Genomic DNA, 26,549 nt, shown 5'->3' with positions numbered 1-26,549 from the left:
GAAATTGATTGTATTTATAAATTCAATTGGCGATGCCTATCGCCGCGCTAGTTCCTGCAAACGTCGCCCAAAAACCGTGCATTCCATCGCGAGTTTGGGCAATAGGCTAAAATGCACCTCCGGCAGCAGATTTACCTCATACATCGATGAACGCCCCCGCACAGATCCAGGCCTTGCTCACAGACGCGCCGCATGGCGCCGCCCTCCCGCGCTTGCGCGAAATTCCGTACAACTACACTTCCTTCTCCGATCGCGAGATCGTGATCCGGTTGTTGGGCGAATCCTCCTGGTCTCTGCTGGACGAACTGCGCGGCAAGCGCCAGACCGGTCGTTCGGCGCGCATGTTGTATGAAGTCTTGGGCGATATCTGGGTGGTGCGCCGCAATCCCTACCTGCAGGATGACCTGCTGGACAACCCCAAGCGCCGCGCCGCCCTGATTGAGGCCTTGAACCATCGCATCAACGAAGTCGACAAGCGCCGCCTGGCCACCGATTCGGCCGAGGCCGGTGACGCCGACGCCCAGCGCCGCAGCGCCAGCGTGGAAGCCTTGCTGAAGGCGGCCAAGAAGGCCATCGGCGACTTTGCCGAAGAATTCCGCCAGACCTACGATCTGCGCCGCCGCGCCACCAAGGTGCTGGGCCGCTACACCGCCCGCGACAACATCAAGTTCGACGGTCTCTCGCGTGTGTCCCACGTGACCGACGCCACCGACTGGCGCGTCGAGTATCCGTTTGTGGTGCTGACCCCGGATACCGAGGACGAAATGGCCGGCCTGGTCAAGGCCTGTATCGAACTGGGTTTGACCATCATCCCGCGCGGCGGCGGCACCGGTTATACCGGCGGCGCCGTTCCCTTGACGCCGATGTCGGCCGTCATCAATACCGAAAAGCTGGAACAGTTGGGCGCGGTCGAAATGACCATGCTGCCTGGTGTAGACAAGCCCTACGCCACTATCTACTCGGGCGCGGGCGTGGTCACCAAGCGCGTCTCGGATGCCGCCGAAAAGGCCGGCTTCGTCTTCGCGGTGGACCCGACCTCGGCTGAAGCCTCCTGCATCGGCGGCAACGTCGCCATGAATGCCGGCGGCAAGAAGGCCGTGCTGTGGGGTACCGCGCTGGACAATCTGGCCAGCTGGCGCATGGTCGATCCGCAAGGCGACTGGCTGGAAGTGACGCGCCTGGATCACAACCTGGGCAAGATCCACGATGTGGAAGTGGCGCGCTTCAAGCTGGAATGGTCGCACCCCGGTGAGAAGGGCCAGAAGACCGAAGTCTTTAAGACCGAGATCCTGGAAATCTCCGGCAAGAAATTCCGCAAGGAAGGCCTGGGCAAGGACGTTACCGACAAATTCCTCTCGGGCCTGCCGGGCGTGCAGAAGGAAGGCTGCGATGGCCTGATCACCTCGGCCCGCTGGATCCTGCACAAGATGCCCAAGCAGACCCGCACGGTCTGCCTGGAATTCTTTGGCCAGGCGCGCGATGCGATTCCCTCGATCGTCGAGATCAAGGACTATCTCGACGCCGAGACCAAGAAGGGCGGCGCCATCCTGGCCGGCCTGGAACACCTGGACGAGCGCTACCTGCGCGCGGTCGGCTATGCCACCAAGTCCAAGCGCGGCGTGCTGCCCAAGATGGTGCTGATCGGCGACATCGTCGGTGACGACGAAAACGCCGTGGCCGCTGCGGCTTCCGAAGTGATCCGCATGGCCAACAACCGCGTGGGCGAAGGCTTCGTGGCCGTGAGCCCGGAAGCGCGCAAGAAGTTCTGGCTGGACCGTTCGCGTACCGCCGCCATCGCCAAGCACACCAACGCCTTCAAGATCAACGAAGACGTGGTGATCCCGCTGAACCGCATGGGCGAATACACCGACGGCATCGAGCGCATCAACATCGAACTGTCGATCAAGAACAAGCTGCAACTGCTGGCCGAACTGGACAGCTTCTTCGTCAAGGGCAACCTGCCGCTGGGCAAGAGCGATGACGCCGAAGGCGACGACATTCCCGCTGCCGAAATGCTGGAAGACCGCGTGCACCAGGCCGAAAGCCTGCTGGAGCAGACCCATGCGCGCTGGTCCTATCTGCTGGCCAATCTCGACAAGCCGCTCAATGAAGCGGGTAACGAGATGATCGCACTGGGGATGGAAAAGCTGGGCGAGACCTTCATCAAGCGGGTCTTTGAGCAGCCTGATGCCAAGGTTTTCCACGTGGTGCAGGACCGCACCGTGCGCATTTCCTGGAAGCAGGAAGTGCGGGCGCAACTGCGCCAGATCTTCTCGGGCGCGGCCTTCAAGCCCATCCTGGAAGAATGCCAGGCCATTCACAAGCGCGTGCTGCGCGGCCGCGTCTTCGTGGCGCTGCACATGCACGCGGGTGACGGCAACGTGCACACCAACATCCCGGTCAATTCCGATCACTACGACATGCTGCAGGATGCCCACGTCGCCGTGGCCCGCATCATGAAGCTGGCCCGTTCGCTCAATGGCGTGATCTCGGGCGAGCACGGTATCGGCATCACCAAGCTGGAATTCCTGACCGAAGACGAGATCGGCGAATTCCGCGAATACAAGAAGCGCGTGGACCCGGAAGGCCGCTTCAACAAGGGCAAGCTGTTGAACCTGCCCGGCATGGAAGCGGATTTGTCCAATGCCTACACGCCGTCGTTCGGTTTGATGGGCCATGAGTCGCTGATCATGCAGCAGAGCGACATCGGTGCCATTGCCAGCAGCGTCAAGGATTGCCTGCGCTGCGGCAAGTGCAAGCCGGTCTGCTCGACCCACGTGCCGCGTGCCAATCTGCTGTACTCGCCGCGCAACAAGATCCTGGCGACCTCGCTGCTGGTGGAAGCCTTCCTCTATGAAGAGCAGACCCGTCGCGGCGTCTCCATCAAGCATTGGGAAGAGTTCGAGGATGTGGCCGACCACTGCACGGTGTGCCACAAGTGCGTCACGCCTTGCCCGGTCGATATCGACTTCGGCGATGTCTCGATGAACATGCGCAACCTGCTGCGCAAGATGGGCAAGAAGTCCTTCAACGCCGGCACCAATGCCGCCATGTTCTTCTTGAACGCCACCGACCCGGCCACCATCAACGCCACCCGCAAGGTGATGACGCAGTGGGGCTTCAAGGCGCAGCGCCTGGGCAACGACCTGATGAAGAAGTTTGCGAAAAAGCAGACCCAGAAACCGCCCGCCACCGTCGGCAAGCCGCCGGTGAAGGAGCAGGTGATCCACTTCATCAACAAGAAGATGCCGGGCAACCTGCCCAAGAAGACCGCGCGTGCCTTGCTGGATATCGAGGATGACAAGATCGTCCCCATCATCCGCAATCCCAAGACCACCACGGCCGATACGGAAGCGGTGTTCTACTTCCCTGGCTGCGGTTCGGAGCGCCTGTTCTCGCAAGTCGGCCTGGCCACGCAAGCCATGCTGTGGAACGTGGGCGTGCAGACCGTGTTGCCGCCGGGCTACCTGTGCTGCGGCTATCCGCAACGCGGCACTGGCGACTTCGAAAAGGGTGAGAAGATCATCACCGACAACCGCGTGCTGTTCCATCGCATGGCCAATACGCTGAACTACCTCGACATCAAGACCGTGGTGGTGTCCTGCGGTACCTGCTACGACCAGTTGCAGGGCTATGAATTCGAGAAGATCTTCCCTGGCTGCCGCATCATCGACATCCACGAATACCTGCTGGAAAAGGGCGTCAAGCTGGAAGGCGTGACCGGTACCCGCTACATGTACCACGATCCCTGCCACAGCCCGATGAAGCAGCAGGATCCGCTGAAGACCGTCAACTCGCTCATCACCACGGTGGATGCACAGAAGATCGAGAAGAACGATCGCTGCTGCGGCGAGTCGGGCACCTTCGGCGTGTCGCGTCCGGATGTCTCGACCCAGGTCCGCTTCCGCAAGGAAGAGGAAATGAAGAAGGGCAGCGACAAGGTGCGCGCCGATGGCTTTGCCGGTGACGTCAAGATCCTGACGTCCTGCCCATCCTGCTTCCAGGGCCTGTCGCGCTACAACGATGACGCCGGCACCACGGCGGACTACATCGTGGTCGAGATGGCGCGTCATCTGCTGGGCGAAAACTGGATGCCGGAATATGTCGAGCGCGCCAACAATGGCGGCATCGAACGCATCCTGGTGTAACAGGAGCTGACCATGAGCCAGACTCCAGTCTGTGAACTGTGTGCCGGCGACGGCGGCGAAGTGCTGTGGCGTCATGCACAATTGCGCGTGGTGCTGGTCGATGAGCCCGATTATCCGGGCTTCTGCCGCGTGATCTGGAGTGCGCACGTGAAGGAAATGACCGACCTCGCCCCGGCCCAGCGCACCCTGCTGGCCAATGCGGTATGGGCGGTGGAAGCTGCGCAGCGCGCAGTGATGCAGCCCGAGAAGGTCAACCTGGCTACGCTGGGCAACATGACCCCGCATGTGCATTGGCATGTCATCCCGCGCTTTACCGACGACCGTCATTTCCCCAGCCCGGTGTGGGCCGAGCCGCGCCGTGCGGCCGATGAAGCCACGCTCGCGGCGCGTCGTGCACTGCTGCCGCAGTTGCGCGAAGCAGTGCGCCAGCAGCTTGATGCGGCGGGTCTGACGGCCTGATCTGCAAGCCTCAAGCCCGGCCTGGATGTTCCGGCCGGGTTTGACCTCTCATACGAATTTCAAGGGAGAGCCCATGAGCGCCCCGTCTTCCCCCATTCCGGTGTCCTTCAAGGTCCGCAAGCTTTCGCGCGTGGTCGAAGTCGAGTTCGACGATGGCGTGATGTTTTCGCTGCCCTTCGAATTGATGCGCGTCTATTCGCCCTCGGCTGAAGTGCGTGGCCATGGACCGGGCCAGGAAGTGCTGCAGACCGGCAAGCGCGAGGTGGAGATCCACGGCATCGAACCGGTCGGCAACTATGGCGTGAAGCCACTGTTTTCCGATGGTCACGCCAGCGGCATCTTCACCTGGGATTACCTCTACCAGCTCGGCCGTGACCAGGCCGCGATGTGGGAGGCCTATCTGCAGAAACTGGAGGCCGCAGGTTTCACGCGTGACAGTGGACGCGATCACCAGGTCGAGGCGGGTGCCGGCCATGGCTGCGGTCATTCGCACTGAAGCTTAGCGCCTCCTGCTGATCCAGGGCAAGCCCTGCGCGGGCCCGTCTTTTATAATGTCGTCTTCATCGTTACAGGCCCAGCCATGACCAACACCACCCATTTCGGTTACGAAACCGTCAAAGAAGAAGAGAAGGTCCGCAAGGTCGCGGAAGTGTTCCACTCCGTCGCCGCCAAGTACGACGTGATGAACGACTTCATGTCGGCGGGCCTGCATCGCATCTGGAAAGCCTTTACCATCGCCCAGGCCGGCGTGCGTCCGGGTTTCAAGGTACTCGATATCGCCGGCGGCACCGGTGACCTCTCCAAGGTCTTCGCCAAGCAGGCGGGCCCCAGCGGCGAAGTCTGGCTCACCGACATCAACGAATCCATGCTGGGCGTGGGCCGCGACCGCCTGCTCAACAAGGGCATCGTTACCCCCACCATGCTGTGCGATGCCGAGAAGCTGCCCTTCCCGGACAATTACTTCGACCGCGTGTCGGTGGCCTTCGGCCTGCGCAACATGACCCACAAGGATGCCGCGCTGGCCGAGATGCGCCGCGTGCTGAAGCCGGGCGGCAAGCTGCTGGTGCTGGAATTCTCCAAGGTCTGGGAGCCACTCAAGAAACCCTATGACGTCTATTCCTTCTCGGTCCTGCCGTGGCTGGGCAAGAAGGTCGCCAATGACGCCGACAGCTATCGCTACCTGGCTGAATCGATCCGTATGCACCCCGACCAGGAAACCCTGAAGCAGATGATGGAACAGGCCGGCCTGGAGCGCGTGCAGTATTTCAACCTGACCGCCGGTGTGGCTGCACTGCATACCGGCATTAAGATGTAAACAAGGCTGGCTGTGGCGGCATTAAGGCTGGCTTAAGTCTGCCTGACCACAATGGCCGCACTGAAACGATGGGCTGGCTTTCCCTCCAGGCGTCCCGTCGTTTCGGCATCATCCACAAGAGGTAAGTCCATGAAAAAAATCCTGCTCGCACTGCTGCTGGCGATGACTTCGCTATCACTCATCATGTCTCCCGCCGAGGCCAAGCGCCTGGGCGGTGGTGGTTCCTTCGGCAAGCAATCGTCCAACTACTCGCGCCAGGCCGCACCGTCGGCGCCGTCCTCGCCCTCCTACAGCCAGCCTGCGGCCACGCCCTATCGCCCCTCGGCACCGACTGCCACGCCGCAAAGCGCTCCCATGTCACGCCCGGCCAGCCCCTGGCGCAACATGCTGGGTGGCGCATTGCTGGGCTTCGGCCTGGGGGCGCTGATGTCGCACTTCGGTATCGGTGGCGCCATGGGCGGCATGTTGGGTTCGCTGCTGACCATCCTGCTGCTGTGCGTGGCGGTGATCTTCCTGGTGCGCCTGTTCGCCCGCGGCCGACAAGCGCAGAGCAACAACCCGGCCTATGCCACCCCGATGCCGGGCGTGAGCCCCATCGGTAGCGCTGCCGGCGCCACGCCGGAAATCGGTTCCGGCCTGCGCGACATCAACCCGCCGCCCGCCGCGTTGCCAGGCGCCGGCTATGCAGCCAGCGCCCAGCCAGCGCAGATCCAGCACTGGGGCATCCCCGAGGGCTTCGATACGGCCGGCTTCGTGCGCAATGCCAAGACTTATTTCATCCGCCTGCAGGCGGCCTGGGACCGCGCCGACGTCAACGACATCCGTGAATTCACTACCCCCGAGATGTTCGCCGAGCTGCGGATGCAGTTGACCGAGCGCGGTGCCGCGCCCAATGCCACCGATGTGGTGCAGCTCGATGCTGAACTGCTGGGCATCGAGACCATGGCCTTCGATTACCTGGCGACCGTGCGCTTCCAGGGCCTCATCAAGGAAGCGCCGGATGTCTCGGCCGAACCCTTCGCCGAGATCTGGAACCTGTCCAAGCCGCTCAACGGCAGTGGCGGCTGGGTGCTGGCCGGTATCCAGCAGATCTAGGGTACTGGATCAAGGAACACGCAGCCCGCAAACCTTGTCCATGCGCCAAGCTGGTACACTTGAAACCGCCCGGCTTTTGCGGGCGGTTTTGTTTTTGCGGCGGTGAATTGTTCACCGTATTACCGTGGCTGTATTGATCTCTGTATCTCTGGCCCAACCCGATTCTGGAATCCATGTCCGTGCTGCCTGATCCCACCACCCTTGCCCTCGATCCGATGAAACCTGCTGCTGCGGTCATCAACCATCTGCTGGCGCAGGAGCCATGGGCGCGCAGCACGCTCATGGCCCATGCCGGCAAGGTCGCCTGCATCGATACCGGTGTCATGCCACTGCGCCTGAAAGTCAGCGGTGACGGCTACCTGCAGGAGGTGCCAGCTGATGCGCCGGCCAACGTCACCATCCGTCTGAAGCTCTCCGATCTGCCGCTGATCGCTGCCAACCGCGAGCGCGCGGTGTCCTACGTCAAGCTGGAGGGCGATGCCGATTTCGCCAATGCCATTTCGCAATTGAGCCAGAAGCTGCGCTGGGATGCCGAGGATGACCTGTCCCGCGTGGTGGGCGACGTCGCTGCCATCCGCATCGTCGCCGGTGCGCGCGAGCTGTTCGATGCGGCCCGCAATACCGGCCGCAAGCTGAGCGAAAACCTGGCCGAGTATTTCCTGGAAGAACAACCGATGCTGATCCGCCCCCGCCAGTTGCAGGATTTTTCTGCCGACGTCGTGCGCCTGCGCGATGACCTGGAGCGCCTGTCCAAGCGCATCGAGAAACTGGAGCGTCGTTAATGCTGCTGCGTTCCATGCGTCTATTCAAGATCATCCGTGTGGCCATTCTCTATGGCCTGGATGAAATCATCGCCGCCGAATTCGCGCCGCCGCGCATCGCCCGCATCATCAATCGCGTCTTCTTCTGGCGCGACCTGTCGGCGCCACGCGGTGAGCGTTTGCGGCGTGCGCTGGAAGACCTCGGTCCCATCTTCATCAAGTTCGGCCAGGTGCTCTCGACCCGGCGCGACCTGATGCCGCCTGACATCGCCAACGAACTCACCTTGCTGCAGGATCGCGTGCCGCCCTTCAGTTCGGAACTGGCGATCAAACAGATCGAGAAATCGCTGGGTGCGCACCCGGATCAGCTCTTCGCCAGCTTCGAACGCACGCCAGTGGCTTCGGCCTCGATTGCCCAGGTCCACTTCGCCACGCTCAAGGATGGCAAGCAGGTCGCCGTCAAGGTGCTGCGCCCCGGAATGCGCGACATCATCGATCACGATATCGGCCTGATGCACGTGGCCGCCGATTGGTTGGAGCGCCTGTGGGCAGATGGCCGCCGCCTGAAGGCCAAGGAAGTGGTGGGCGAGTTCGACAAGTACCTGCACGATGAGCTGGACTTGATGCGTGAAGCCGCCAACGCCAGCCAGCTGCGGCGCAACTTTGCCGAGTCGACGCTGTTGATGGTGCCGGAGATGTATTGGGATTATTGTTCACCTTCGGTGATCGTGATGGAGCGGATGTACGGCATCCCCATCTCGCAGACCGAGCGCCTGCGCGCCGAAGGAGTCGATCTGTCCAAGCTGTCGCGCGATGGGGTGGAAATTTTCTTCACCCAGGTATTTCGCGACGGCTTCTTCCATGCCGATATGCACCCCGGCAATATCCTGGTGTCGGTGGCGCCGGAGAGCTTTGGCCGCTACATCGCGCTGGACTTCGGCATTGTCGGCACCCTCAACGACTTCGACAAGGATTACCTGTCGCAGAATTTCCTGGCCTTCTTCCGCCGCGACTACAAGCGCGTGGCCGAGGCCCACATCGAATCCGGCTGGGCGCCCAAGGATACCCGCGTCGATGAACTGGAAGCGGCGGTGCGGGCCTGCTGCGAACCGATCTTTGACCGTCCGTTGAAGGATATTTCCTTCGGCCAGGTGCTGCTGCGCCTGTTCCAGACTTCGCGTCGCTTCAATGTCGAAGTGCAGCCGCAACTGGTGCTGTTGCAAAAGACCCTGCTCAACGTCGAAGGCCTGGGCCGCCAGCTCGATCCCGATCTGGATCTGTGGAAGACCGCTAAGCCCTATCTGGAGCGCTGGATGAGCGAACAGATCGGCTGGCGTGGTTTCATCGAGCAACTGAAGGTGGAAGTGCCGCGCTACAGCCGCCTGCTGCCGGAGCTGCCGCGCCTGGCGCACCAGGCGCTGACGCGCTATACCGAAGGCGAAGGCCAGCCGCAGAATACCGAACTGATCCGCAAGCTCCTGGCCGAGCAGCGCCGCACCAATATGCTCTTGGGCGTGATCGTCTATTTCGGTGGTGGGTTGATCGGCGGCATCATCGTGGTGCAGTTGTTGATGCACTTGCTGAGATTCTATTGATATAAATGGTATAAATAATTTCTCCAGGAAAAGCGCCGGCAGATGCCGGCGTTTCGCATGTGTGACCAGAAAAGCAGAGGCAGAGAACGTGGGAACCAACGATAACAGCTTGTCCGACGCACGCGTGCGCATGTTGCCCTACATCGTGGCGGCGACCTTCTTCATGGAGTATCTCGATACCACCATCATTGCCACCGCCTTGCCGGAAATGGCCAAGACCTTCGGGGTCGGCCCCAACGAATTGAGCCTGGGCATGACCGCCTACATGCTCACGCTGGCGGTGTTCATTCCCATCAGCGGCTGGGTGGCTGACCGCTTCGGTTCGCGCACCGTGTTCGGCCTGGCCATTGCCATCTTTACTTTCGCTTCCATCCTGTGCGGCTTGTCGCAGAACGTCTGGGAGTTCACCGCGGCGCGTGTGCTGCAAGGTCTGGGCGGGGCCATGATGGTGCCGGTCGGGCGCATGATCGTGGTCCGCAGTACCAGCAAGGAAAGGCTGATGAAAGCCATCGCCACCATCACCTGGCCGGCCATTGCCGCACCCGTGGTGGGGCCTTCCATCGGTGGCTTCATCACCACCTATGCCTCGTGGCACTGGATCTTCCTGATGAACGTACCGTTCGGTATTGCTGCCTTCGGTGCGGTGATGCTGGTGGTGCGTAATGAGCACGGGCAGGGCAAGCGGCCGCTGGATGTGATCGGCTTCCTGCTCTCGGGCTCGGCGCTGACTTCGCTGCTGTATGGCACCGAGATCGCCAGCCACATGGAATCCAACGTCAAGGTGGCGCTCGGCTTCGTGGTCCTGGGCATCGTGCTGGGCTGGTGCGCGTGGTGGCACATGCGGCGCATCGAGCATCCGCTGCTGGATTTTTCCAACTTGCGCATTCCCACCTATTCGGTCACCGTCTTCACCGGTTCGCTTACCCGCATCGGCGTGGATGCGGTGCCTTACCTGATGCCGCTGATGTTCCAGATCGGCTTTGGCTTGACCGCCTTCCAGTCGGGCTTGCTGCTGCTGGCTACCGCTCTCGGCAATCTGGGCATGAAGGCGTTTACCACGCGCATCTTGCAACGTTTCGGTTTTCGCAGCGTGGCGCTCAACAATGCTGCCATTGCCGGTTGTCTCATCATCGTCTGCGGTCTGCTGAGGCCAGGTACGCCGCTGCCGGTGATCCTGGGGGTGATCTTCTGCTACGGCTTGTCGCGTTCGATGCAGTTTTCTACCTTGGCCACGCTGGCCTATGCGGATATCAGTGATGCCCGCAAGTCTTCTGCCAGCACGCTCTGGAGCGTGGCTCAGCAGATGACCATCGGCATGGGCATCGCCTTCGGTGCGCTGGCCTTGCGCATTGCCGCCTGGTTGCGCGGCGATATGGTCGATGTGGTCGGTGCGGTCGATGCAAGCGGCGCGCATTTCACGTTGGGTGATTTCCAGTGGGCCTTTGCCATGGCTGGTGTGGTCACGCTCATGTCGGTGCTCGGTTATCGCGGCCTGGCACCGGATGCCGGCAGCAATATCGGGGGCGGGATGCGGGCCGTGCAGGGCAAGCGTTAAGCGCCGGGTCAGCATAAAAAAACCTCGCACCGGCGCAGACCGGGCGAGGTTTGTTGACGTGCGGGAAGATCAGGCGAACAGGCGCGCCAGCTCCACACCCGGCTCGGGCGCGCGCATGAAGGCTTCGCCGACCAGGAAGGCGTGCACATCGGCATCGCGCATCCGCTTGACGTCGTCGGGCGTGGCGATGGCCGATTCGGTCACCACCAGTTTTTCCGGCGGGATGCGCGGCAGCAGGTTCAGGGTGGTGTCCAGCGTGGTTTCGAAGGTGCGCAGGTTGCGGTTGTTGATGCCCAACAGACGGGTCTTCAACTTCAGGGCCGCATCCAGTTCGGCGCTGTCGTGCACTTCCACCAGCACGCTCATGCCCAGTTCGTGGGCGCAGGCTTCCAGATCGGCCATCAGGCCATGGTCCAGTGCGGCCACGATCAGCAGGATGGCGTCCGCACCCCAGGAGCGGGCCTGGTAGATCTGGTAATGATCCATCATGAAATCCTTGCGCAGCGCCGGCAGGGCGCAGGCGGCGCGCGCCTGTTTGAGGTATTCCGGCGAGCCTTGGAAGAATTGTTCATCTGTCAGTACAGACAGGCAGGCCGCGCCATGTTCGGCATAGCTCACTGCAATCTCGGCCGGCTTGAAGTCGGGGCGGATCACACCCTTGGAGGGCGAGGCCTTCTTGACTTCGGCGATCACGCCGGCCTGGCCCGCGGCGATCTTGTTGCGCAGGCCTTGTTCGAAGTTGCGCAGTTCCGAGCGCAATTCGCTGTCGGATTCCACATCGCGGCGCAGGCTGGCCAGGTCGCGCTGCTTTTGCGCAATACGGATTTCCTCGGCCTTGACGGCCAGGATCTTGTTGAGGATGTCAGACATGTTGCTCCTTGTCGGTTTCAGTGTTTGCCGCCGAGCTGGCGCGTGACCTGCACGAACTGCTCCAGCTTGGCACGGGCCGCGCCCGAGGCGATGGTGGCGCGCGCGGTGGCGATCCCCTCGGCAATGGAGGGGGCCACACCTGCCGCATACAGGGCGGTAGCGGCATTGATGACTACGATGTCGTGCACCGGGCCGGGTTCCCCGCGCAATGCCTCGAAAATCTTTTCCTTCGATTCGGCGGCGTTGGAGACCTGCAGGTTGCGGCTGGCAAACATGGACAGGCCGAAGTCTTCCGGGTGGATCTCGTATTCGCGGATCTCGCCATGGATGAGCTCGCCCACCATGGTGGCGCCGCCCAGCGTGACTTCATCCAGGTTGTCGCGGCCCCAGACCACGATGGCGTGCTGCGCGCCCAGGCGTTGCAGCACGCGCACCTGGATGCCGACCAGATCGGGGTGGAACACGCCCATGAGGATATTGGGGGCGCCAGCGGGATTGGTCAGGGGACCGAGGATGTTGAAGATGGTGCGCACGCCCAGTTCCTTGCGCACCGGCGCGGCGTGCTTCATGGCGGCGTGATGGTTGGGGGCGAACATGAAACCGATGCCGGTCTGGGCGATCGATTGCGCCACTTGCTCGGGTTGCAGGTTGATGTCCGCACCCAGGGCTTCGAGCACATCGGCGCTGCCGGAGGAGGACGACACGCTGCGCCCGCCATGCTTGGCCACACGCGCACCGGCCGCGGCCGCCACGAACATGGAGGCGGTGGAGATGTTGAAGGTATGCGCGCCATCGCCGCCGGTACCGACGATGTCGAGCAGGCCGCTGGTGTCGGCCATCGGCACCTTGGTCGCGAATTCGCGCATGACCTGGGCGGCGGCGGCGATCTCGCCGATGCTTTCCTTTTTCACACGCAGGCCCATGGTGAGGGCGGCGATCATCACCGGCGACATCTCGCCGCTCATGATCTGGCGGAACAGCGTGAGCATTTCATCGTGGAAGATTTCGCGATGTTCGATACAGCGCAGCAGCGCTTCTTGCGGAGTGATGGACATGTCGTGTCTCGTCTTGTTGTGATGGCCTCAGCCGTGGGCGCTACCGGTCAGGAAGTTCTTGAGCAGGGCGTGGCCGTGCTCGGAGAGGATGGACTCGGGGTGGAACTGCACGCCTTGCAGGTCGAACTGCTTGTGGCGCACGCCCATGATTTCACCGTCATCGGTCCAGGCCGTCACTTCCAGGCAGTCCGGCAGGGTGGCGCGGTCGATGGCCAGCGAGTGGTAGCGAATCACGGTGTAGGGCGAGGGCAGGTCCTTGAAGACACCCACGCCGGTGTGGGCGATCTTGGAGGTCTTGCCATGCATGACCTGCTTGGCGCGGATGATGTTGCCGCCGAAGGCTTCGCCGATGGCCTGGTGGCCCAGGCAGACACCGAGGATGGGCAGCTTGCCGGAAAATTCCTTGAGCAGGTCCACGCAGATGCCGGCTTCCTTGGGGCTGCAGGGGCCGGGGGAGAGGCAGATGCGCTCGGGGTTCAGTTTCCTGATGTCATCCAGCGTGATCTCGTCATTGCGGATGGTCAGCACCTCTTCGCCCAGCTCGCCGAAGTATTGCACCAGGTTGTAGGTGAAGGAGTCGTAGTTGTCGATCATCAGCAGCATTTAGATTTCTCCGTCCAGGCCATCTTGCACTTGTTCAGCAGCGCGCAGTACGGCACGCGCCTTGTTTTCGGTTTCTTCCCATTCCATTTCCGGCACCGAGTCGGCCACGATGCCGGCCGCAGCTTGCACGTACAGGGTGCCATCCTTGATGACGCCGGTACGGATGGCAATGGCCACATCCATCTCGCCACCGAAGGAGAGATAGCCACAGGCGCCGCCATAGATGCCGCGCTTGGTCGGTTCCAGTTCATCGATGATTTCCATCGCCCGCACCTTGGGCGCGCCCGAGAGCGTGCCTGCGGGGAAGGTGGCCTTGAGCACATCCAGGTTGGACATGCCGGGCTTGAGGATGCCTTCGACGTTGGAGACGATGTGCTGCACGTGGGAATATTTTTCGATCACCATCTGGTCGGTGACCTTGACGCTGCCGGTGGTGGCGATGCGGCCGATGTCGTTGCGGGCCAGGTCGATCAACATCACGTGTTCGGCGATTTCCTTGGGATCGGCCAGCAGTTCGCGCGCCAGCTGTTCATCGCGCTCGATGGTGGAGCCGCGCGGACGGGTGCCGGCCAGCGGGCGGATGGTGATCTTCTTCTGATCGTCGCCGATGGATTCGTTGCGCACCAGGATTTCCGGTGAGGCGCCGACGATCTGCATATCGCCGAAGTTGTAGAAGTACATGTAGGGCGAGGGGTTCAGCGAACGCAGCGCGCGGTACAGCATCAGCGGCGAATCCACATAGGATTTCTTGATGCGCTGGCCGATCTGCACCTGCATCAGGTCGCCGGCCATCACGTATTCCTTGGCGCGGGCCACGGCCTTGAGATATTCATCCTTGGGGAATTCGCGGACGGTCTCGGTACGTACCGAACCGGTGGTGACGGGCGCATCGGCCGGGCGGCGCAGCATGGCGCGCAGGTCGCGCAGTCGCTGGCGGCCACGGGAGAAGGCTTCCGGCTGGCTGGGGTCGGCATAGACGATCAGGTAGAGCTTGCCGGAGAGGTTGTCGATGACGGCCAGTTCTTCGGTCAGCAGCAGCTGGATGTCGGGCAGACCCAGCGTATCCTTGGGGGCGCTGTCTTCCAGGCGTTTTTCGATGTAGCGCACGGCGTCGTAACCGAAGTAGCCGGCCAGGCCGCCGCAGAAGCGCGGCATTCCGGGGCGGATGGCGACCTTGAAGCGGGATTGGTACTCGGCGATGAATTCCAGTGCATTGCCTTCGGCGGTTTCGATGACCACGTCATTCTTCAGTACTTCGATCTGCTTGCCGCTGCAGCGGATCTTGGTGGAGGCGGGCAGGCCAATGAAGGAATAGCGGCCGAAGCGCTCGCCCCCCACCACCGACTCCAGCAGGAAGGTGTTCTTGCCGGTGTTGTGGCTCTGGGCCAGCTTGAGATAGAGCGTGAGCGGGGTTTCCAGGTCGGCGAAGGCTTCGGCGATCAGAGGGATGCGGTTATAGCCTTCGGTGGCCAGCGATTTGAATTCGAGTTCGGTCATGTTTCACTCCAGACCGCTATTGTAGGGTACGCGGGCCTGGCCGCAGACCGATGTGCACACGCCATGAAGCCATGGACGCGATGCACGCGGATGCAGCAGACAGGTGCGGACTCTCGTCAGCGGTGTCGTTAATGGATTACGGGAAATGCGGAGGATGCGGTACCACAACAAACGACCCGGCACGCAGGTGCGGCCAGGTCCAGGCGTCATTTACTGCGCCTGGAATTGCCAGCGTCGCCACAGCCAGGCCTCAGGGGCGGCTGTCGGTTGAGCGGTTCGTTTGTTGTTACGAAACATTGATGTGGGTCGCGGTTGGATCTTTGGTCTATCGACCGGTAGCCTGACAGGGTGTCAGTCCACCGAGATTTGCTGCGCTGCTTCTACAAGCGTCGAAACTATACCATCCGAATCGACATTGTGTATAGATTCACCGTGGTTGTATCCATACGGAACATTCAGGACACGGCATCCCGCCGCACGGGCGGCCTGGGCGTCGTTGCTGGAGTCGCCGATGGCCACCACCTGCGCCGGTTCCAGGCCGAAATCCTGGCATACCTGCAGCAGCGGCATGGGATCGGGCTTCTTCTTGGGGAAGGAATCGCCGCCATAGACGATCTCGAAGAAGTCGCGCAGGCCCTTCTTCTGCAGCAGCGGCTGCGCAAAGGCCAGCGGCTTGTTGGTCACGCAGGCCAGGCGCAGGCCCTTGCCGCGCAGGGCTTGCAGACCTTCGAGCACGCCCGGGTAGAGCGAGGAATAGTCGCCGTTGATGGCCAGGTAATGCTCGGTGTAACTCTCCAGCGCCTGCTGGAAGTATTGCGCCGCCTCGTCCTCTGCATAGTCCACGGCCAGCACGCGGCGGATCAGGTTCTCGGTGCCCTTGCCGACGAAGTTGACGATGGTTTCCTGGGACAGGGGCGTCAGTCCCAATTCTTCACGCATCCGGTTGACCGCCACATGGAAGTCGGCCGCCGTATCCAGCATGGTGCCGTCCAGATCGATGATGGCAGCCTTGATATTGGTCAGATTCTTCATATGCCCTGGAAACCTCGTTGTTGGTGCGTCTGGCGCAGGGGAGTGGGATCAGACTTGCGCCAGTTCGGCGCGCATGGCGTCGATGACGGCCTTGTAGTCCGGCTTGCCGAAGATGGCCGAACCGGCCACGAAGGTGTCGGCACCGGCACGGGCGGCGGCGGCGATGTTCTCGACCTTGATGCCGCCATCGACTTCCAGCAGGATGTCGCGGCCAGATGCATCGATGCGACGGCGGACTTCGGCGATCTTCTTCAGGGCTTCCGGGATGAAGGATTGGCCGCCGAAACCAGGGTTGACCGACATGATCAGAACCATGTCCAGCTTGTCCATCACGTGATCCAGGTAGTGCAGGGGCGTGCCGGGGTTGAACACCAGGCCAGCCTTGCAGCCATTGTCGCGGATCAGTTGCAGCGAGCGGTCGATGTGTTCCGAGGCTTCCGGGTGGAAGGTGATCAGGTTGGCGCCGGCCTTGGCGAAGTCGGGGATGATGCGATCCACGGGCTTGACCATCAGGTGCACGTCGATGGGCACCTGCACATGCGGGCGGATGGCTTCGCACACCAGCGGGCCGATGGTCAGGTTGGGGACGTAGTGGTTGTCCATCACGTCGAAGTGGATGAAGTCGGCGCCGGCGGCGACGACATTGCGCACTTCTTCACCCAGGCGGGCGAAATCGGCGGACAGGATGCTGGGGGCGATACGGTAGGTCGGCATGGCTGTAAAGAAAGGATGGCTGAATCGACATTGGCCGCCGGGCAGGCGCGAGAGCGGCAAAACCACTATTCTACCTTGCTGGCTAGCCTGCCAGGGGGGCACACGGCGGCCACGCCGGCCGCACTTGCCCCACGACACGCATCGGCTTGCGCTGCGTGCTGAATTCGTGTGCAATCCGGGATGGCCGCAGCGCATCGACTTTCGAGGCTCAGGCGGCCCGCCACATTCACAACACAGGAAATCCCATGGCAGCGTATGAGTTCACGGTGACGGTCAAGACCCAGTACCTGGAGGAACAATCCGATCCATCGCGTTCGCACTACGTGTTCGCCTATGCGATCACCATCGTCAATTCGGGAACCGTGCCGGCCCAGTTGATCTCGCGCCACTGGGTCATCACCGATGCCAACAACCACGTCGAAGAGGTGCGCGGGCTGGGCGTGGTGGGGCATCAACCCTTCCTGCAGCCGGGCGAGCAGTTCGAATACACCAGCGGCACCGCCTTGAGGACCCCCCAGGGAAGTATGCATGGTGAATATTTCTGCGTTGCCGAGGATGGCGAGCAGTTCGACGTGCGCATTGCCGAGTTCGTGCTCTCGCTGCCGCGCACGCTACACTGAATTTTTCTTCCAGGAAGGCAGGGACGGATTTTTCAGCGCGGTGCGCTGTCTGTCTTGTCTTGCGCCGGCTGCTGCGCTTTCGATTGCTTGTGGACCGGTCTGCCATTGTTTTCCTTGCGGCCCGAGAACATGGTCCACCAGACGATGAAGACCAGCACGAAGAAGGCGGCGCAAGCCTCCAGGATCAACCACAACATGAATCTGTCTCCGATGTCATTGAATCGTTTTATCAAGCGTGCGGCGCTGCGTCGCCTAAGTGTACCTGTATTGGCGGTCTCGGTCGCCGTCCTGCTGGCAGCCTGCCAGACCACCCCGTTGACCACGCCTGCACCCGGCCAGCCTGGACCCCGACCAGTGGTGCAGCCGGGGCCGGCCATGCGCGCGACCACCTTCTCCCAACTTCCCGGCTGGACCAATGATGACCTGCGCGAAGCCTGGCCGGCCGTGCAATCGTCCTGCTCGGTGATGATCCGCAAGCCCGAGTGGCGCGCCGCCTGTAGTGCGGCCCAGCAGGTCAATGCCAATGACCTCGGTTTCCTGCGCCAGTATTTCGAGACCTATTTCACGCCTTACCAGTTGTTCAACCCGGATGGTACCGATACCGGGTTGGTGACCGGTTACTACGAGCCCCTGCTGCGCGGCTCGCGTCGGCGCGGCGGGCCGTACCAGACGCCGCTGTACCAGGCGCCGGAGGACTTGCTGACCATCGACCTGGCCAGTGCCTACCCGGAACTGAAGAACCTGCGCCTGCGCGGCAAGCTGGTGGGACGCAAGGTGGTGCCGTATCCGACCCGGGCCGAGTTGATGCAGGGCAATATCTTGGCCGGCAAGGAGATCGTCTGGGTGGATGATCCGGTGGAGGCTTTCTTCCTGCAGGTGCAGGGTTCTGGTCGGGTCTACCTGCCGGAGTCGCGCGAGACCATCCGCCTGGCCTATGCCGACCAGAATGGCCGGCCCTACAAGTCTATCGGGCGCTATCTGGTGGACAAGGGCGAGATGGAGCTGTCCCAGGCCTCGGCCCAGAACATCAAGGCCTGGGTCCAAGCCAATCCGGCGCGCAAGGAAGAGTTGCTCAATGCCAATCCCAGCTATGTCTTCTTCAAGGAAGAGAAGCTGCTCGATCCTTCCAAGGGACCCAAGGGCGCCCAGGGCATTCCGCTGACGCCGCAGCGCTCCATTGCCATCGATCCGCAGCATGTGCCGCTGGGGGCGCCGGTGTTCCTGTCGACCACCATGCCCAATAGCGAGCGGCCGTTGCAGCGCCTGGTGGTGGCCCAGGATACCGGCGGTGCCATCCGTGGCGTGGTGCGGGCCGACTACTTCTGGGGCTTTGGCGATGAGGCCGAGGACCGCGCCGGGTCGATGAAGCAGCGCGGCATGATGTGGGTGCTGCTGCCCAAGGGGATGACGCCGCCGGGCGGGAATTGATCGCGCTAGATTCCTGGTGGCAATAAAAAAGCCTGGTCCCATGAAGGGCCAGGCTTTTTTTGCAATGGGCGTCTGACTGCTTAGCGCAGCACCAGCACCGGGATGGTGGAATGGGTCAGCACCTTCTGTGTCTTGCTGCCCAGGAAGATGCGCGAGAGGCCGCTGCGGCCGTGGGACGCCATGAAGATGGCGTCGCAGCTATGGAATTGCGCGGCCTTGATGATTTCTTCATCCGGGTTGAAGGACATCACCACCTCGGCCTGGCAGGGCACGCCAGCGGCCGCTGCGGCGTCGGTGATCTTCTTGATGTACTGGTTGGCCAGGGTCTTGACGTTTTCTTCATAGAGCGCCGGGTCGATGGCCATGGAGCTTTCGGCCAGCGGCGAGAAGGGGTAGGGCTCGGCGACCGTGATGCCGATCAGGCGGGCGCCGCTGTTCTTGGCGTAATCCACGGCGGTGGCGATAGCCTTGTCCGAGCGTTCGGAGCCGTCGGTGGGAACGAGTATGGTCTTGAACATCATGGCCTCCTTATATAAGTCGTTCAGTCATTGAGTAATGCTTCAGGCGTGGGCTTGCAAAGATGACTCCAATATAGTCCTGTGCTGCCTTGCCTGCATGAAATTATTGGCAGTCATTGCGCCAGGTCGGACTGGCGCATTATTTTTGGCTTATTCTTGCGGTTCGCCGTGCCGGCTTGCTACCGATCCCATCTTAGAAGAAGGAGACCCACATGAGTTATGAAAACATCCTGGTCGAGACCCACGACAAGGTCGGCCTGATCCGCCTGAACCGTCCCAAGGCGCTCAATGCCCTCAACGACGCCTTGATGATCGAGCTGGGCCAGGCCCTGCTGGCCTTCGATGCCCAGGATGAGATCGGCTGCATCATCGTCACCGGCAGCGAGAAGGCCTTTGCCGCCGGTGCCGATATCAGCGTGATGGCGGGCTATGACTATATGGATGTCTTCAATGGTGAATTCATCACCCGCAACTGGGAAACCCTGCGTCGCATCCGCAAGCCGGTCATCGCGGCGGTGGCGGGATATGCGCTGGGCGGCGGCTGTGAGCTGGCCATGATGTGCGACTTCATCATCGCTGCCGACAATGCTAAATTTGGTCAGCCCGAGATCAAGCTGGGCATCATCCCCGGTGCCGGCGGCACGCAGCGCCTGCCGCGCGCGGTGTCCAAGGCCAAGGCGATGGATCTGGCGTTGACGGCACGCATGATGGATGCGCAGGAGGCCGAACGAGCGGGGTTGGTGTCGCGCGTCGTGCCGGCTGACAAGTTGATGGAAGAGGCGATGGCCGCCGCCGTCACCATTACCGAGATGCCGCGTCAGGTGGCCATGATGGTCAAGGACTCGGTCAACCGCGCCTATGAGAGCACGCTCACGGAGGGGATCAAGTATGAGCGGGCGCTGTTCTATAGCTGCTTTGCGACCGAAGATCAGAAGGAGGGCATGAAGGCCTTCCTGGAAAAGCGGCCAGCGGTATTCAAGAACGCTTGATCACATTTTCGCCGATGTAAAAAAAGGGTCGCCCGCCAGGGCGGCCCTTTTTTCTGAATGATTTACGATTTCTTCATATCCGTGAAAACCCAGGCCAGTAGAGGGGTTGAGACGGATCTGGGCAGACCTGGGAGTGGTGCGGCTAAATTATTTTCAATTATTTTTGAAAAAGGGCTTGCGCGGTGTGGGGAGGGTTGCTATAGTTCGCCCCCTGCTGACGCGACACACGAAGCGAAGTTGAAAGACAGAGCGACGGAGGTGGGCGAAGCAAAGAGGTGTGAAGTGGTTTGTAGGGCGTTTTAAATGGAAGTAGTCGAAGCGATCAGTTAAGCGAGACGAAAAAATTTAAAACGAATCGCAAAAAAGTAGTTGACGCGATAAACAAACTGCTACATAATCTCGTTTCTCTGCTGCTGACGAACAAAACGATTCGCAGCGATGCAAGCAGCGCCAAGCGCGTTTGCGGCAGACAAGATCTTTAAAAATTAACAGCCGATAAGCGTGGGCGTTTAATGAAGTGCGACAGAACTTCGGTTCTGGAAACTTTAAACATTAAATGCTCACAAGAAATATAGGTAAGATCGCAAGAAATTACCTGTCAGTATTTTGAGAGAGCGATGCCCTTCGGGGTAGCCAGAAATGGCACAAAACAGAGATTAAACTAAAGAGTTTGATCCTGGCTCAGATTGAACGCTGGCGGCATGCCTTACACATGCAAGTCGAACGGCAGCATAGGAGCTTGCTCCTGATGGCGAGTGGCGAACGGGTGAGTAATATATCGGAACGTGCCCTAGAGTGGGGGATAACTAGTCGAAAGACTAGCTAATACCGCATACGATCTAAGGATGAAAGTGGGGGATCGCAAGACCTCATGCTCCTGGAGCGGCCGATATCTGATTAGCTAGTTGGTGGGGTAAAAGCCTACCAAGGCGACGATCAGTAGCTGGTCTGAGAGGACGACCAGCCACACTGGGACTGAGACACGGCCCAGACTCCTACGGGAGGCAGCAGTGGGGAATTTTGGACAATGGGGGCAACCCTGATCCAGCAATGCCGCGTGAGTGAAGAAGGCCTTCGGGTTGTAAAGCTCTTTTGTCAGGGAAGAAACGGTGGTAGCTAATATCTACTACTAATGACGGTACCTGAAGAATAAGCACCGGCTAACTACGTGCCAGCAGCCGCGGTAATACGTAGGGTGCAAGCGTTAATCGGAATTACTGGGCGTAAAGCGTGCGCAGGCGGTTGTGTAAGTCAGATGTGAAATCCCCGGGCTCAACCTGGGAATTGCATTTGAGACTGCACGGCTAGAGTGTGTCAGAGGGGGGTAGAATTCCACGTGTAGCAGTGAAATGCGTAGATATGTGGAGGAATACCGATGGCGAAGGCAGCCCCCTGGGATAACACTGACGCTCATGCACGAAAGCGTGGGGAGCAAACAGGATTAGATACCCTGGTAGTCCACGCCCTAAACGATGTCTACTAGTTGTCGGGTCTTAATTGACTTGGTAACGCAGCTAACGCGTGAAGTAGACCGCCTGGGGAGTACGGTCGCAAGATTAAAACTCAAAGGAATTGACGGGGACCCGCACAAGCGGTGGATGATGTGGATTAATTCGATGCAACGCGAAAAACCTTACCTACCCTTGACATGGTCGGAATCCTGAAGAGATTTGGGAGTGCTCGAAAGAGAACCGGCGCACAGGTGCTGCATGGCTGTCGTCAGCTCGTGTCGTGAGATGTTGGGTTAAGTCCCGCAACGAGCGCAACCCTTGTCATTAGTTGCTACGAAAGGGCACTCTAATGAGACTGCCGGTGACAAACCGGAGGAAGGTGGGGATGACGTCAAGTCCTCATGGCCCTTATGGGTAGGGCTTCACACGTCATACAATGGTACATACAGAGGGCCGCCAACCCGCGAGGGGGAGCTAATCCCAGAAAGTGTATCGTAGTCCGGATTGTAGTCTGCAACTCGACTACATGAAGTTGGAATCGCTAGTAATCGCGGATCAGCATGTCGCGGTGAATACGTTCCCGGGTCTTGTACACACCGCCCGTCACACCATGGGAGCGGGTTTTACCAGAAGTGGGTAGCCTAACCGCAAGGAGGGCGCTCACCACGGTAGGATTCGTGACTGGGGTGAAGTCGTAACAAGGTAGCCGTATCGGAAGGTGCGGCTGGATCACCTCCTTTCTAGAGTGCGCACGAAGTTAAGCGTCCACACTTATCGGCTGTAATTCAAAGAACAGTTATTTGGTGAAGCGCGGTCTGTGACACAAGGTCACTGACTGGCTACTGATACTGATCCAAGCGGGTCTGTAGCTCAGCTGGTTAGAGCACCGTGTTGATAACGCGGGGGTCGTTGGTTCGAGCCCAACCAGACCCACCAAGGTTTCGGGGGTTTAGCTCAGCTGGGAGAGCACCTGCTTTGCAAGCAGGGGGTCGTCGGTTCGATCCCGTCAACCTCCACCAAGAAATGTCAAACCTAAGTCAGCGTCACAAAACGCAAGACGTAGTGATTTAGGTTTGATCTTTTACGATCAATGGCTGTTTTTGTTCTTTAACAATCTGGAAGAAGTAAAGATTCATTTAAACGATCGCCAGGACTACGGTTCTTGCGAAAGTAAAAATGGGTGTGATTGTATCAATCAAAGTATTACGAAGTGATCTTAGCAATTAGAAGACTTACTTTGGAATACGGCAAACGCTAAAACTCAACGCTTTTTATAACGCTCTTGCAAAAGAGGCTAACGTTATAGGAACAAGCGAATAAGTGCACATGGTGGATGCCTTGGCGATTACAGGCGATGAAGGACGTAGTAGCTTGCGATAAGCTGCGGGGAGCTGGCAAACGAGCTTTGATCCGCAGATTTCCGAATGGGGAAACCCGGCCGTAAGGTCATCGTTATCTGAATACATAGGGTAACGAAGCGAACGTGGCGAACTGAAACATCTAAGTAGCTACAGGAAAAGAAATCAACCGAGATTCCCAAAGTAGTGGCGAGCGAAATGGGATCAGCCTGCAAGATTTAGCATCAACGATAGTAGAACGGAATGGAAAGTCCGGCCATAGTGGGTGATAGCCCCGTATGCGAAATCGATGGTGTGGAACTAGGCTTGCGACAAGTAGGGCGGGACACGTGAAATCCTGTCTGAAGATGGGGGGACCATCCTCCAAGGCTAAATACTCGTAATCGACCGATAGTGAACCAGTACCGTGAGGGAAAGGCGAAAAGAACCCCGGAAGGGGAGTGAAATAGATCCTGAAACCGTGTGCATACAAACAGTAGGAGCCCTGTAAGGGGTGACTGCGTACCTTTTGTATAATGGGTCAGCGACTTACATTCAGTGGCAAGCTTAACCGAATAGGGAAGGCGTAGAGAAATCGAGTCCGAATAGGGCGTTCAGTCGCTGGGTGTAGACCCGAAACCAGATGATCTATCCATGGCCAGGTTGAAGGTGCGGTAACACGCACTGGAGGACCGAACCCACTAATGTTGAAAAATTAGGGGATGAGCTGTGGATAGGGGTGAAAGGCTAAACAAATCTGGAAATAGCTGGTTCTCTCCGAAAACTATTTAGGTAGTGCCTCAAGTATCACCATCGGGGGTAGAGCACTGTTATGGCTAGGGGGTCATCGCGACTTACCAAACCATTGCAAACTCCGAATACCGATGAGTGCGAGCTTGGGAGACAGACGCCGGGTGCTAACGTCCGACGTCAAGAGGGAAACAACCCAGACCGCCAGCTAAGGTCCCAAAGATTGGCTAAGTGGAAAACGAAGTGGGAAGGCTAAAACAGTCAGGAGGTTGGCTTAGAAGCAGCCATCCTTTAAAGAAAGCGTAATAGCTCACTGATCGAGTCGTCCTGCGCGGAAGATGTAACGGGGCTAAGCCAGTCACCGAAGCTGCGGATATCCGTAAGGATATGGTAGGAGAGCGTTCTGTAAGCCTGTGAAGGTGTCTTGTAAAGGATGCTGGAGGTATCAGAAGTGCGAATGCTGACATGAGTAGCGATAATGCGGGTGAAAAGCCCGCACGCCGTAAGCCCAAGGTTTCCTGTTCAACGTTCATCGGAGCAGGGTGAGTCGGCCCCTAAGGCGAGGCAGAGATGCGTAGCTGATGGGAAGCAGGTTAATATTCCTGCACCGTCGTTAGATGCGATGGGGGGACGGATCGCGGAAGGTTGTCCGACTGTTGGAATAGTCGGTTTTTGCATCGAAGAAGGCTGTTAGGCAAATCCGGCAGCGTAATTCAAGGGTGTGAGACGAGCGAACTTGTTCGCGAAGCAATCGGAAGTGGTTCCAAGAAAAGCCTCTAAGCTTCAGTCTAACGAGACCGTACCGCAAACCGACACAGGTGGGCGAGATGAGTATTCTAAGGCGCTTGAGAGAACTCGGGAGAAGGAACTCGGCAAATTGGTACCGTAACTTCGGGATAAGGTACGCCCAAGTAGTTTGACTGGCCTGCGCCAGAAGGACAAAAGGGTTGCAATAAAATGGTGGCTGCGACTGTTTAATAAAAACACAGCACTCTGCAAACACGAAAGTGGACGTATAGGGTGTGACGCCTGCCCGGTGCTGGAAGATTAAATGATGGGGTGCAAGCTCTTGATTGAAGTCCCAGTAAACGGCGGCCGTAACTATAACGGTCCTAAGGTAGCGAAATTCCTTGTCGGGTAAGTTCCGACCTGCACGAATGGCGTAACGATGGCCACACTGTCTCCTCCCGAGACTCAGCGAAGTTGAAATGTTTGTGATGATGCAATCTACCCGCGGCTAGACGGAAAGACCCCATGAACCTTTACTGTAGCTTTGCATTGGACTTTGAACCAATCTGTGTAGGATAGGTGGGAGGCTTTGAAGCAGGAACGCTAGTTTCTGTGGAGCCGACCTTGAAATACCACCCTGGTTTGTTTGAGGTTCTAACCTTGGTCCGTTATCCGGATCGGGGACAGTGCATGGTAGGCAGTTTGACTGGGGCGGTCTCCTCCCAAAGTGTAACGGAGGAGTTCGAAGGTACGCTAGGTACGGTCGGACATCGTGCTAATAGTGCAATGGCATAAGCGTGCTTAACTGCGAGACTGACAAGTCGAGCAGGTACGAAAGTAGGACATAGTGATCCGGTGGTTCTGTATGGAAGGGCCATCGCTCAACGGATAAAAGGTACTCTGGGGATAACAGGCTGATTCCTCCCAAGAGTTCATATCGACGGGGGAGTTTGGCACCTCGATGTCGGCTCATCACATCCTGGGGCTGTAGCCGGTCCCAAGGGTATGGCTGTTCGCCATTTAAAGTGGTACGTGAGCTGGGTTTAAAACGTCGTGAGACAGTTTGGTCCCTATCTGCCGTGGGCGTTGGAAGTTTGAAGGGGGCTGCTCCTAGTACGAGAGGACCGGAGTGGACGAACCTCTGGTGTATCGGTTGTCACGCCAGTGGCATTGCCGAGTAGCTAAGTTCGGAAGAGATAACCGCTGAAAGCATCTAAGCGGGAAACTCGCCTTGAGATGAGACTTCCCGGGAACTAGATTCCCCTAAAGGGTCGTTCGAGACCAGGACGTTGATAGGTCAGGTGTGGAAGCGCAGTAATGCGTTAAGCTAACTGATACTAATTGCCCGTGCGGCTTGTTCCTATAACATTAGCTCTGTTATAGACAAGTTGAGCATATATTGTGTTTGCCCTAGTGCATCACACCCTAGAATCTAAATACTTCTTCCAGTTTGGGTTAGTTGCTGCTCCATCGAGAGCAACTGGCTTTACAAGTTATGCCTGATGACTATAGCAAGTTGGTACCACCCCTTCCCATCCCGAACAGGACCGTGAAACGACTTCGCGCCGATGATAGTGCTGCAACCAGTGTGAAAGTAGGTCATCGTCAGGCTTGTTACTCCGCAGAACCCTCGTTACGAAAGTAACGAGGGTTTTTGCTTTTGCGCGATCGCTTTATGTTGATCGCTTTGTATTGTGAATCTGACTGTGCTTGGGCACATATCTGCACGGGTCGGCCCACTTCTGCGCAGACATCAGGGCGCTGACCTATGATCTCTGACCTCTGACCTCTGACCTCTGACCTCTGTGCTCTGATATCAGAGGTGGGGAGTATCGATCTTGGTGTTATACACAGCTCGCCCAACCAGCATCGCGCTCAATGAACTGACCTTATGCACAAGGTACTTAGTTTTTAGAGCGTGAATCCCCTCGAAAGCCGCATGTCAAGGGCATGTTTGAAAGCCAGTACTTAGATTTATACACAGCCCAAGGCAACGCCCGGCATCGCAGTTAATTTATGCACAGGCGA

General features: G+C 59.2%; 19 protein-coding genes, 2 tRNA genes and 3 rRNA genes. 16 read left to right on the top strand and 8 right to left on the bottom strand.

The genetic code is table 11. From position 1 onward, the window contains the following. The first annotated feature begins 146 nt into the window (after positions 1 to 146). The 8 genes from RC54_RS20585 to RC54_RS20550 all read left to right on the top strand — a co-directional run bounded on the left by RC54_RS20585 (position 147) and on the right by RC54_RS20550 (position 10,928). On the top strand, positions 147 to 4,148 hold the full coding sequence (locus RC54_RS20585) for a DUF3683 domain-containing protein (protein ID WP_061790294.1): 4,002 nt from the start codon (positions 147 to 149) through the stop codon (positions 4,146 to 4,148). A 12-nt stretch (positions 4,149 to 4,160) separates the two neighbouring features. Then, a complete protein-coding gene (locus RC54_RS20580) occupies positions 4,161 to 4,607 on the top strand; it encodes an HIT family protein (protein WP_061790293.1) in 447 nt (148 codons plus the stop codon). A 73-nt stretch (positions 4,608 to 4,680) separates the two neighbouring features. Further along, positions 4,681 to 5,103 (top strand): gamma-butyrobetaine hydroxylase family protein, encoded by a 423-nt coding sequence (locus tag RC54_RS20575; RefSeq protein ID WP_061790292.1) that lies wholly within the window; start codon positions 4,681 to 4,683, stop codon positions 5,101 to 5,103. 84 nt (positions 5,104 to 5,187) lie between these two features. Further along, positions 5,188 to 5,922: a bifunctional demethylmenaquinone methyltransferase/2-methoxy-6-polyprenyl-1,4-benzoquinol methylase UbiE gene (gene ubiE / locus RC54_RS20570; RefSeq protein ID WP_061790291.1), complete on the top strand. Its 735-nt coding sequence runs from the start codon at positions 5,188 to 5,190 to the stop codon at positions 5,920 to 5,922. Positions 5,923 to 6,051: 129 nt separating this feature from the next. Continuing rightward, the gene (locus RC54_RS20565; RefSeq protein ID WP_017452475.1) at positions 6,052 to 7,017 is read left to right on the top strand and encodes a Tim44 domain-containing protein; all 966 of its coding nucleotides are present in this window, start codon (positions 6,052 to 6,054) and stop codon (positions 7,015 to 7,017) included. A gap of 173 nt (positions 7,018 to 7,190) precedes the next feature. Beyond that, positions 7,191 to 7,799: a ubiquinone biosynthesis accessory factor UbiJ gene (locus RC54_RS20560; protein WP_082686097.1), complete on the top strand. Its 609-nt coding sequence runs from the start codon at positions 7,191 to 7,193 to the stop codon at positions 7,797 to 7,799. Next, positions 7,799 to 9,373 carry a ubiquinone biosynthesis regulatory protein kinase UbiB gene (gene ubiB / locus RC54_RS20555; protein WP_058896706.1) on the top strand — a complete coding sequence of 525 codons (1,575 nt, stop codon included), beginning with the start codon at positions 7,799 to 7,801 and terminating at the stop codon, positions 9,371 to 9,373. The genes RC54_RS20560 and ubiB overlap by 1 nt, the downstream gene beginning before the upstream one ends. A 130-nt stretch (positions 9,374 to 9,503) precedes the next feature. After that, positions 9,504 to 10,928, top strand: a complete 1,425-nt coding sequence (locus RC54_RS20550) for an MFS transporter (protein WP_174526140.1) — start codon at positions 9,504 to 9,506, stop codon at positions 10,926 to 10,928. A gap of 69 nt (positions 10,929 to 10,997) precedes the next feature. Here the strand turns inward: RC54_RS20550 and trpC are convergent, their stop codons facing one another. From trpC to rpe, 6 genes are all read right to left on the bottom strand, one after another. Next, positions 10,998 to 11,798 (bottom strand): indole-3-glycerol phosphate synthase TrpC, encoded by an 801-nt coding sequence (gene trpC / locus RC54_RS20545; RefSeq protein WP_017452469.1) that lies wholly within the window; start codon positions 11,796 to 11,798, stop codon positions 10,998 to 11,000. Between the two features lie 17 nt (positions 11,799 to 11,815). Further along, on the bottom strand, positions 11,816 to 12,853 hold the full coding sequence (trpD, locus tag RC54_RS20540; RefSeq protein WP_058896703.1) for an anthranilate phosphoribosyltransferase: 1,038 nt from the start codon (positions 12,851 to 12,853) through the stop codon (positions 11,816 to 11,818). A 27-nt stretch (positions 12,854 to 12,880) separates the two neighbouring features. Next, positions 12,881 to 13,456, bottom strand: coding sequence for an aminodeoxychorismate/anthranilate synthase component II (locus RC54_RS20535; protein WP_017452467.1), 576 nt, complete (start codon positions 13,454 to 13,456; stop codon positions 12,881 to 12,883). Continuing rightward, entirely contained in the window at positions 13,457 to 14,953 is a 1,497-nt protein-coding gene (gene trpE, locus RC54_RS20530; RefSeq protein ID WP_061790289.1) for an anthranilate synthase component I, read from the bottom strand. It abuts the gene before it with no gap. Between the two features lie 351 nt (positions 14,954 to 15,304). Further along, positions 15,305 to 15,985: a phosphoglycolate phosphatase gene (locus tag RC54_RS20525; protein ID WP_061790288.1), complete on the bottom strand. Its 681-nt coding sequence runs from the start codon at positions 15,983 to 15,985 to the stop codon at positions 15,305 to 15,307. A gap of 48 nt (positions 15,986 to 16,033) precedes the next feature. Beyond that, the gene (rpe, locus tag RC54_RS20520) at positions 16,034 to 16,699 is read right to left on the bottom strand and encodes a ribulose-phosphate 3-epimerase (protein ID WP_044531148.1); all 666 of its coding nucleotides are present in this window, start codon (positions 16,697 to 16,699) and stop codon (positions 16,034 to 16,036) included. Between the two features lie 245 nt (positions 16,700 to 16,944). On the opposite strand from rpe, the gene apaG reads away from it, so the two are divergent. Beyond that, positions 16,945 to 17,319 (top strand): Co2+/Mg2+ efflux protein ApaG, encoded by a 375-nt coding sequence (gene apaG / locus RC54_RS20515; protein ID WP_058896701.1) that lies wholly within the window; start codon positions 16,945 to 16,947, stop codon positions 17,317 to 17,319. Between the two features lie 32 nt (positions 17,320 to 17,351). Here the strand turns inward: apaG and RC54_RS25460 are convergent, their stop codons facing one another. Further along, positions 17,352 to 17,516, bottom strand: coding sequence for a hypothetical protein (locus RC54_RS25460; RefSeq protein WP_164471230.1), 165 nt, complete (start codon positions 17,514 to 17,516; stop codon positions 17,352 to 17,354). On the opposite strand from RC54_RS25460, the gene mltA reads away from it, so the two are divergent. After that, on the top strand, positions 17,515 to 18,747 hold the full coding sequence (mltA, locus tag RC54_RS20510) for a murein transglycosylase A (protein WP_061790287.1): 1,233 nt from the start codon (positions 17,515 to 17,517) through the stop codon (positions 18,745 to 18,747). The two genes, RC54_RS25460 and mltA, sit on opposite strands and share 2 nt — an antisense overlap. Before the next feature lie 80 nt (positions 18,748 to 18,827). On the opposite strand, the gene RC54_RS20505 is transcribed toward mltA, so the two are convergent. Next, positions 18,828 to 19,265 carry a universal stress protein gene (locus RC54_RS20505; protein ID WP_058896699.1) on the bottom strand — a complete coding sequence of 146 codons (438 nt, stop codon included), beginning with the start codon at positions 19,263 to 19,265 and terminating at the stop codon, positions 18,828 to 18,830. A gap of 212 nt (positions 19,266 to 19,477) precedes the next feature. On the opposite strand from RC54_RS20505, the gene RC54_RS20500 reads away from it, so the two are divergent. The 6 genes from RC54_RS20500 (at position 19,478) to rrf (ending at position 26,132) form a co-directional block, all read left to right on the top strand. Further along, positions 19,478 to 20,254 carry an enoyl-CoA hydratase gene (locus RC54_RS20500; RefSeq protein WP_058896698.1) on the top strand — a complete coding sequence of 259 codons (777 nt, stop codon included), beginning with the start codon at positions 19,478 to 19,480 and terminating at the stop codon, positions 20,252 to 20,254. A gap of 658 nt (positions 20,255 to 20,912) precedes the next feature. Next, positions 20,913 to 22,445, top strand: a 16S ribosomal RNA gene (locus RC54_RS20495). A 119-nt stretch (positions 22,446 to 22,564) separates the two neighbouring features. Continuing rightward, positions 22,565 to 22,641, top strand: a tRNA-Ile gene (locus RC54_RS20490). A 7-nt stretch (positions 22,642 to 22,648) separates the two neighbouring features. Continuing rightward, positions 22,649 to 22,724, top strand: a tRNA-Ala gene (locus RC54_RS20485). Positions 22,725 to 23,011: 287 nt separating this feature from the next. After that, a 23S ribosomal RNA gene (locus tag RC54_RS20480) occupies positions 23,012 to 25,883 on the top strand. A gap of 136 nt (positions 25,884 to 26,019) precedes the next feature. Further along, positions 26,020 to 26,132 (top strand): 5S ribosomal RNA (rrf, locus tag RC54_RS20475). The 16S, 23S and 5S rRNA genes sit together here with 2 tRNA genes alongside, the layout of an rRNA operon. The last annotated feature ends 417 nt before the right edge of the window (positions 26,133 to 26,549 follow it).

It is taken from the genome of Herbaspirillum rubrisubalbicans (genome assembly GCF_003719195.1).
GTDB classification, from domain to species: domain Bacteria; phylum Pseudomonadota; class Gammaproteobacteria; order Burkholderiales; family Burkholderiaceae_D; genus Herbaspirillum; species Herbaspirillum rubrisubalbicans.
Note: the sequence above shows the minus strand (reverse complement) of the source record. Positions and strands in the feature narration are given on the sequence as shown.

Bases quoted from the DNA above. Each gene is read 5' to 3' on its own strand.
- RC54_RS20585 (WP_061790294.1), top strand. From the start codon at position 147: ATGAACGCCCCCGCACAGATCCAGGCCTTGCTCACAGACGCGCCGCAT.
- ubiE (WP_061790291.1), top strand. From the start codon at position 5,188: ATGACCAACACCACCCATTTCGGTTACGAAACCGTCAAAGAAGAAGAG.
- trpC (WP_017452469.1), bottom strand. From the start codon at position 11,798: ATGTCTGACATCCTCAACAAGATCCTGGCCGTCAAGGCCGAGGAAATC.
- trpE (WP_061790289.1), bottom strand. From the start codon at position 14,953: ATGACCGAACTCGAATTCAAATCGCTGGCCACCGAAGGCTATAACCGC.
- ubiB (WP_058896706.1), top strand. From the start codon at position 7,799: ATGCTGCTGCGTTCCATGCGTCTATTCAAGATCATCCGTGTGGCCATT.
- RC54_RS20535 (WP_017452467.1), bottom strand. From the start codon at position 13,456: ATGCTGCTGATGATCGACAACTACGACTCCTTCACCTACAACCTGGTG.
- RC54_RS20575 (WP_061790292.1), top strand. From the start codon at position 4,681: ATGAGCGCCCCGTCTTCCCCCATTCCGGTGTCCTTCAAGGTCCGCAAG.
- apaG (WP_058896701.1), top strand. From the start codon at position 16,945: ATGGCAGCGTATGAGTTCACGGTGACGGTCAAGACCCAGTACCTGGAG.
- RC54_RS20580 (WP_061790293.1), top strand. From the start codon at position 4,161: ATGAGCCAGACTCCAGTCTGTGAACTGTGTGCCGGCGACGGCGGCGAA.
- RC54_RS20525 (WP_061790288.1), bottom strand. From the start codon at position 15,985: ATGAAGAATCTGACCAATATCAAGGCTGCCATCATCGATCTGGACGGC.
- RC54_RS20565 (WP_017452475.1), top strand. From the start codon at position 6,052: ATGAAAAAAATCCTGCTCGCACTGCTGCTGGCGATGACTTCGCTATCA.
- rpe (WP_044531148.1), bottom strand. From the start codon at position 16,699: ATGCCGACCTACCGTATCGCCCCCAGCATCCTGTCCGCCGATTTCGCC.
- RC54_RS20500 (WP_058896698.1), top strand. From the start codon at position 19,478: ATGAGTTATGAAAACATCCTGGTCGAGACCCACGACAAGGTCGGCCTG.
- mltA (WP_061790287.1), top strand. From the start codon at position 17,515: ATGAATCTGTCTCCGATGTCATTGAATCGTTTTATCAAGCGTGCGGCG.
- trpD (WP_058896703.1), bottom strand. From the start codon at position 12,853: ATGTCCATCACTCCGCAAGAAGCGCTGCTGCGCTGTATCGAACATCGC.
- RC54_RS20560 (WP_082686097.1), top strand. From the start codon at position 7,191: ATGTCCGTGCTGCCTGATCCCACCACCCTTGCCCTCGATCCGATGAAA.
- RC54_RS25460 (WP_164471230.1), bottom strand. From the start codon at position 17,516: ATGTTGTGGTTGATCCTGGAGGCTTGCGCCGCCTTCTTCGTGCTGGTC.
- RC54_RS20550 (WP_174526140.1), top strand. From the start codon at position 9,504: ATGTTGCCCTACATCGTGGCGGCGACCTTCTTCATGGAGTATCTCGAT.
- RC54_RS20505 (WP_058896699.1), bottom strand. From the start codon at position 19,265: ATGTTCAAGACCATACTCGTTCCCACCGACGGCTCCGAACGCTCGGAC.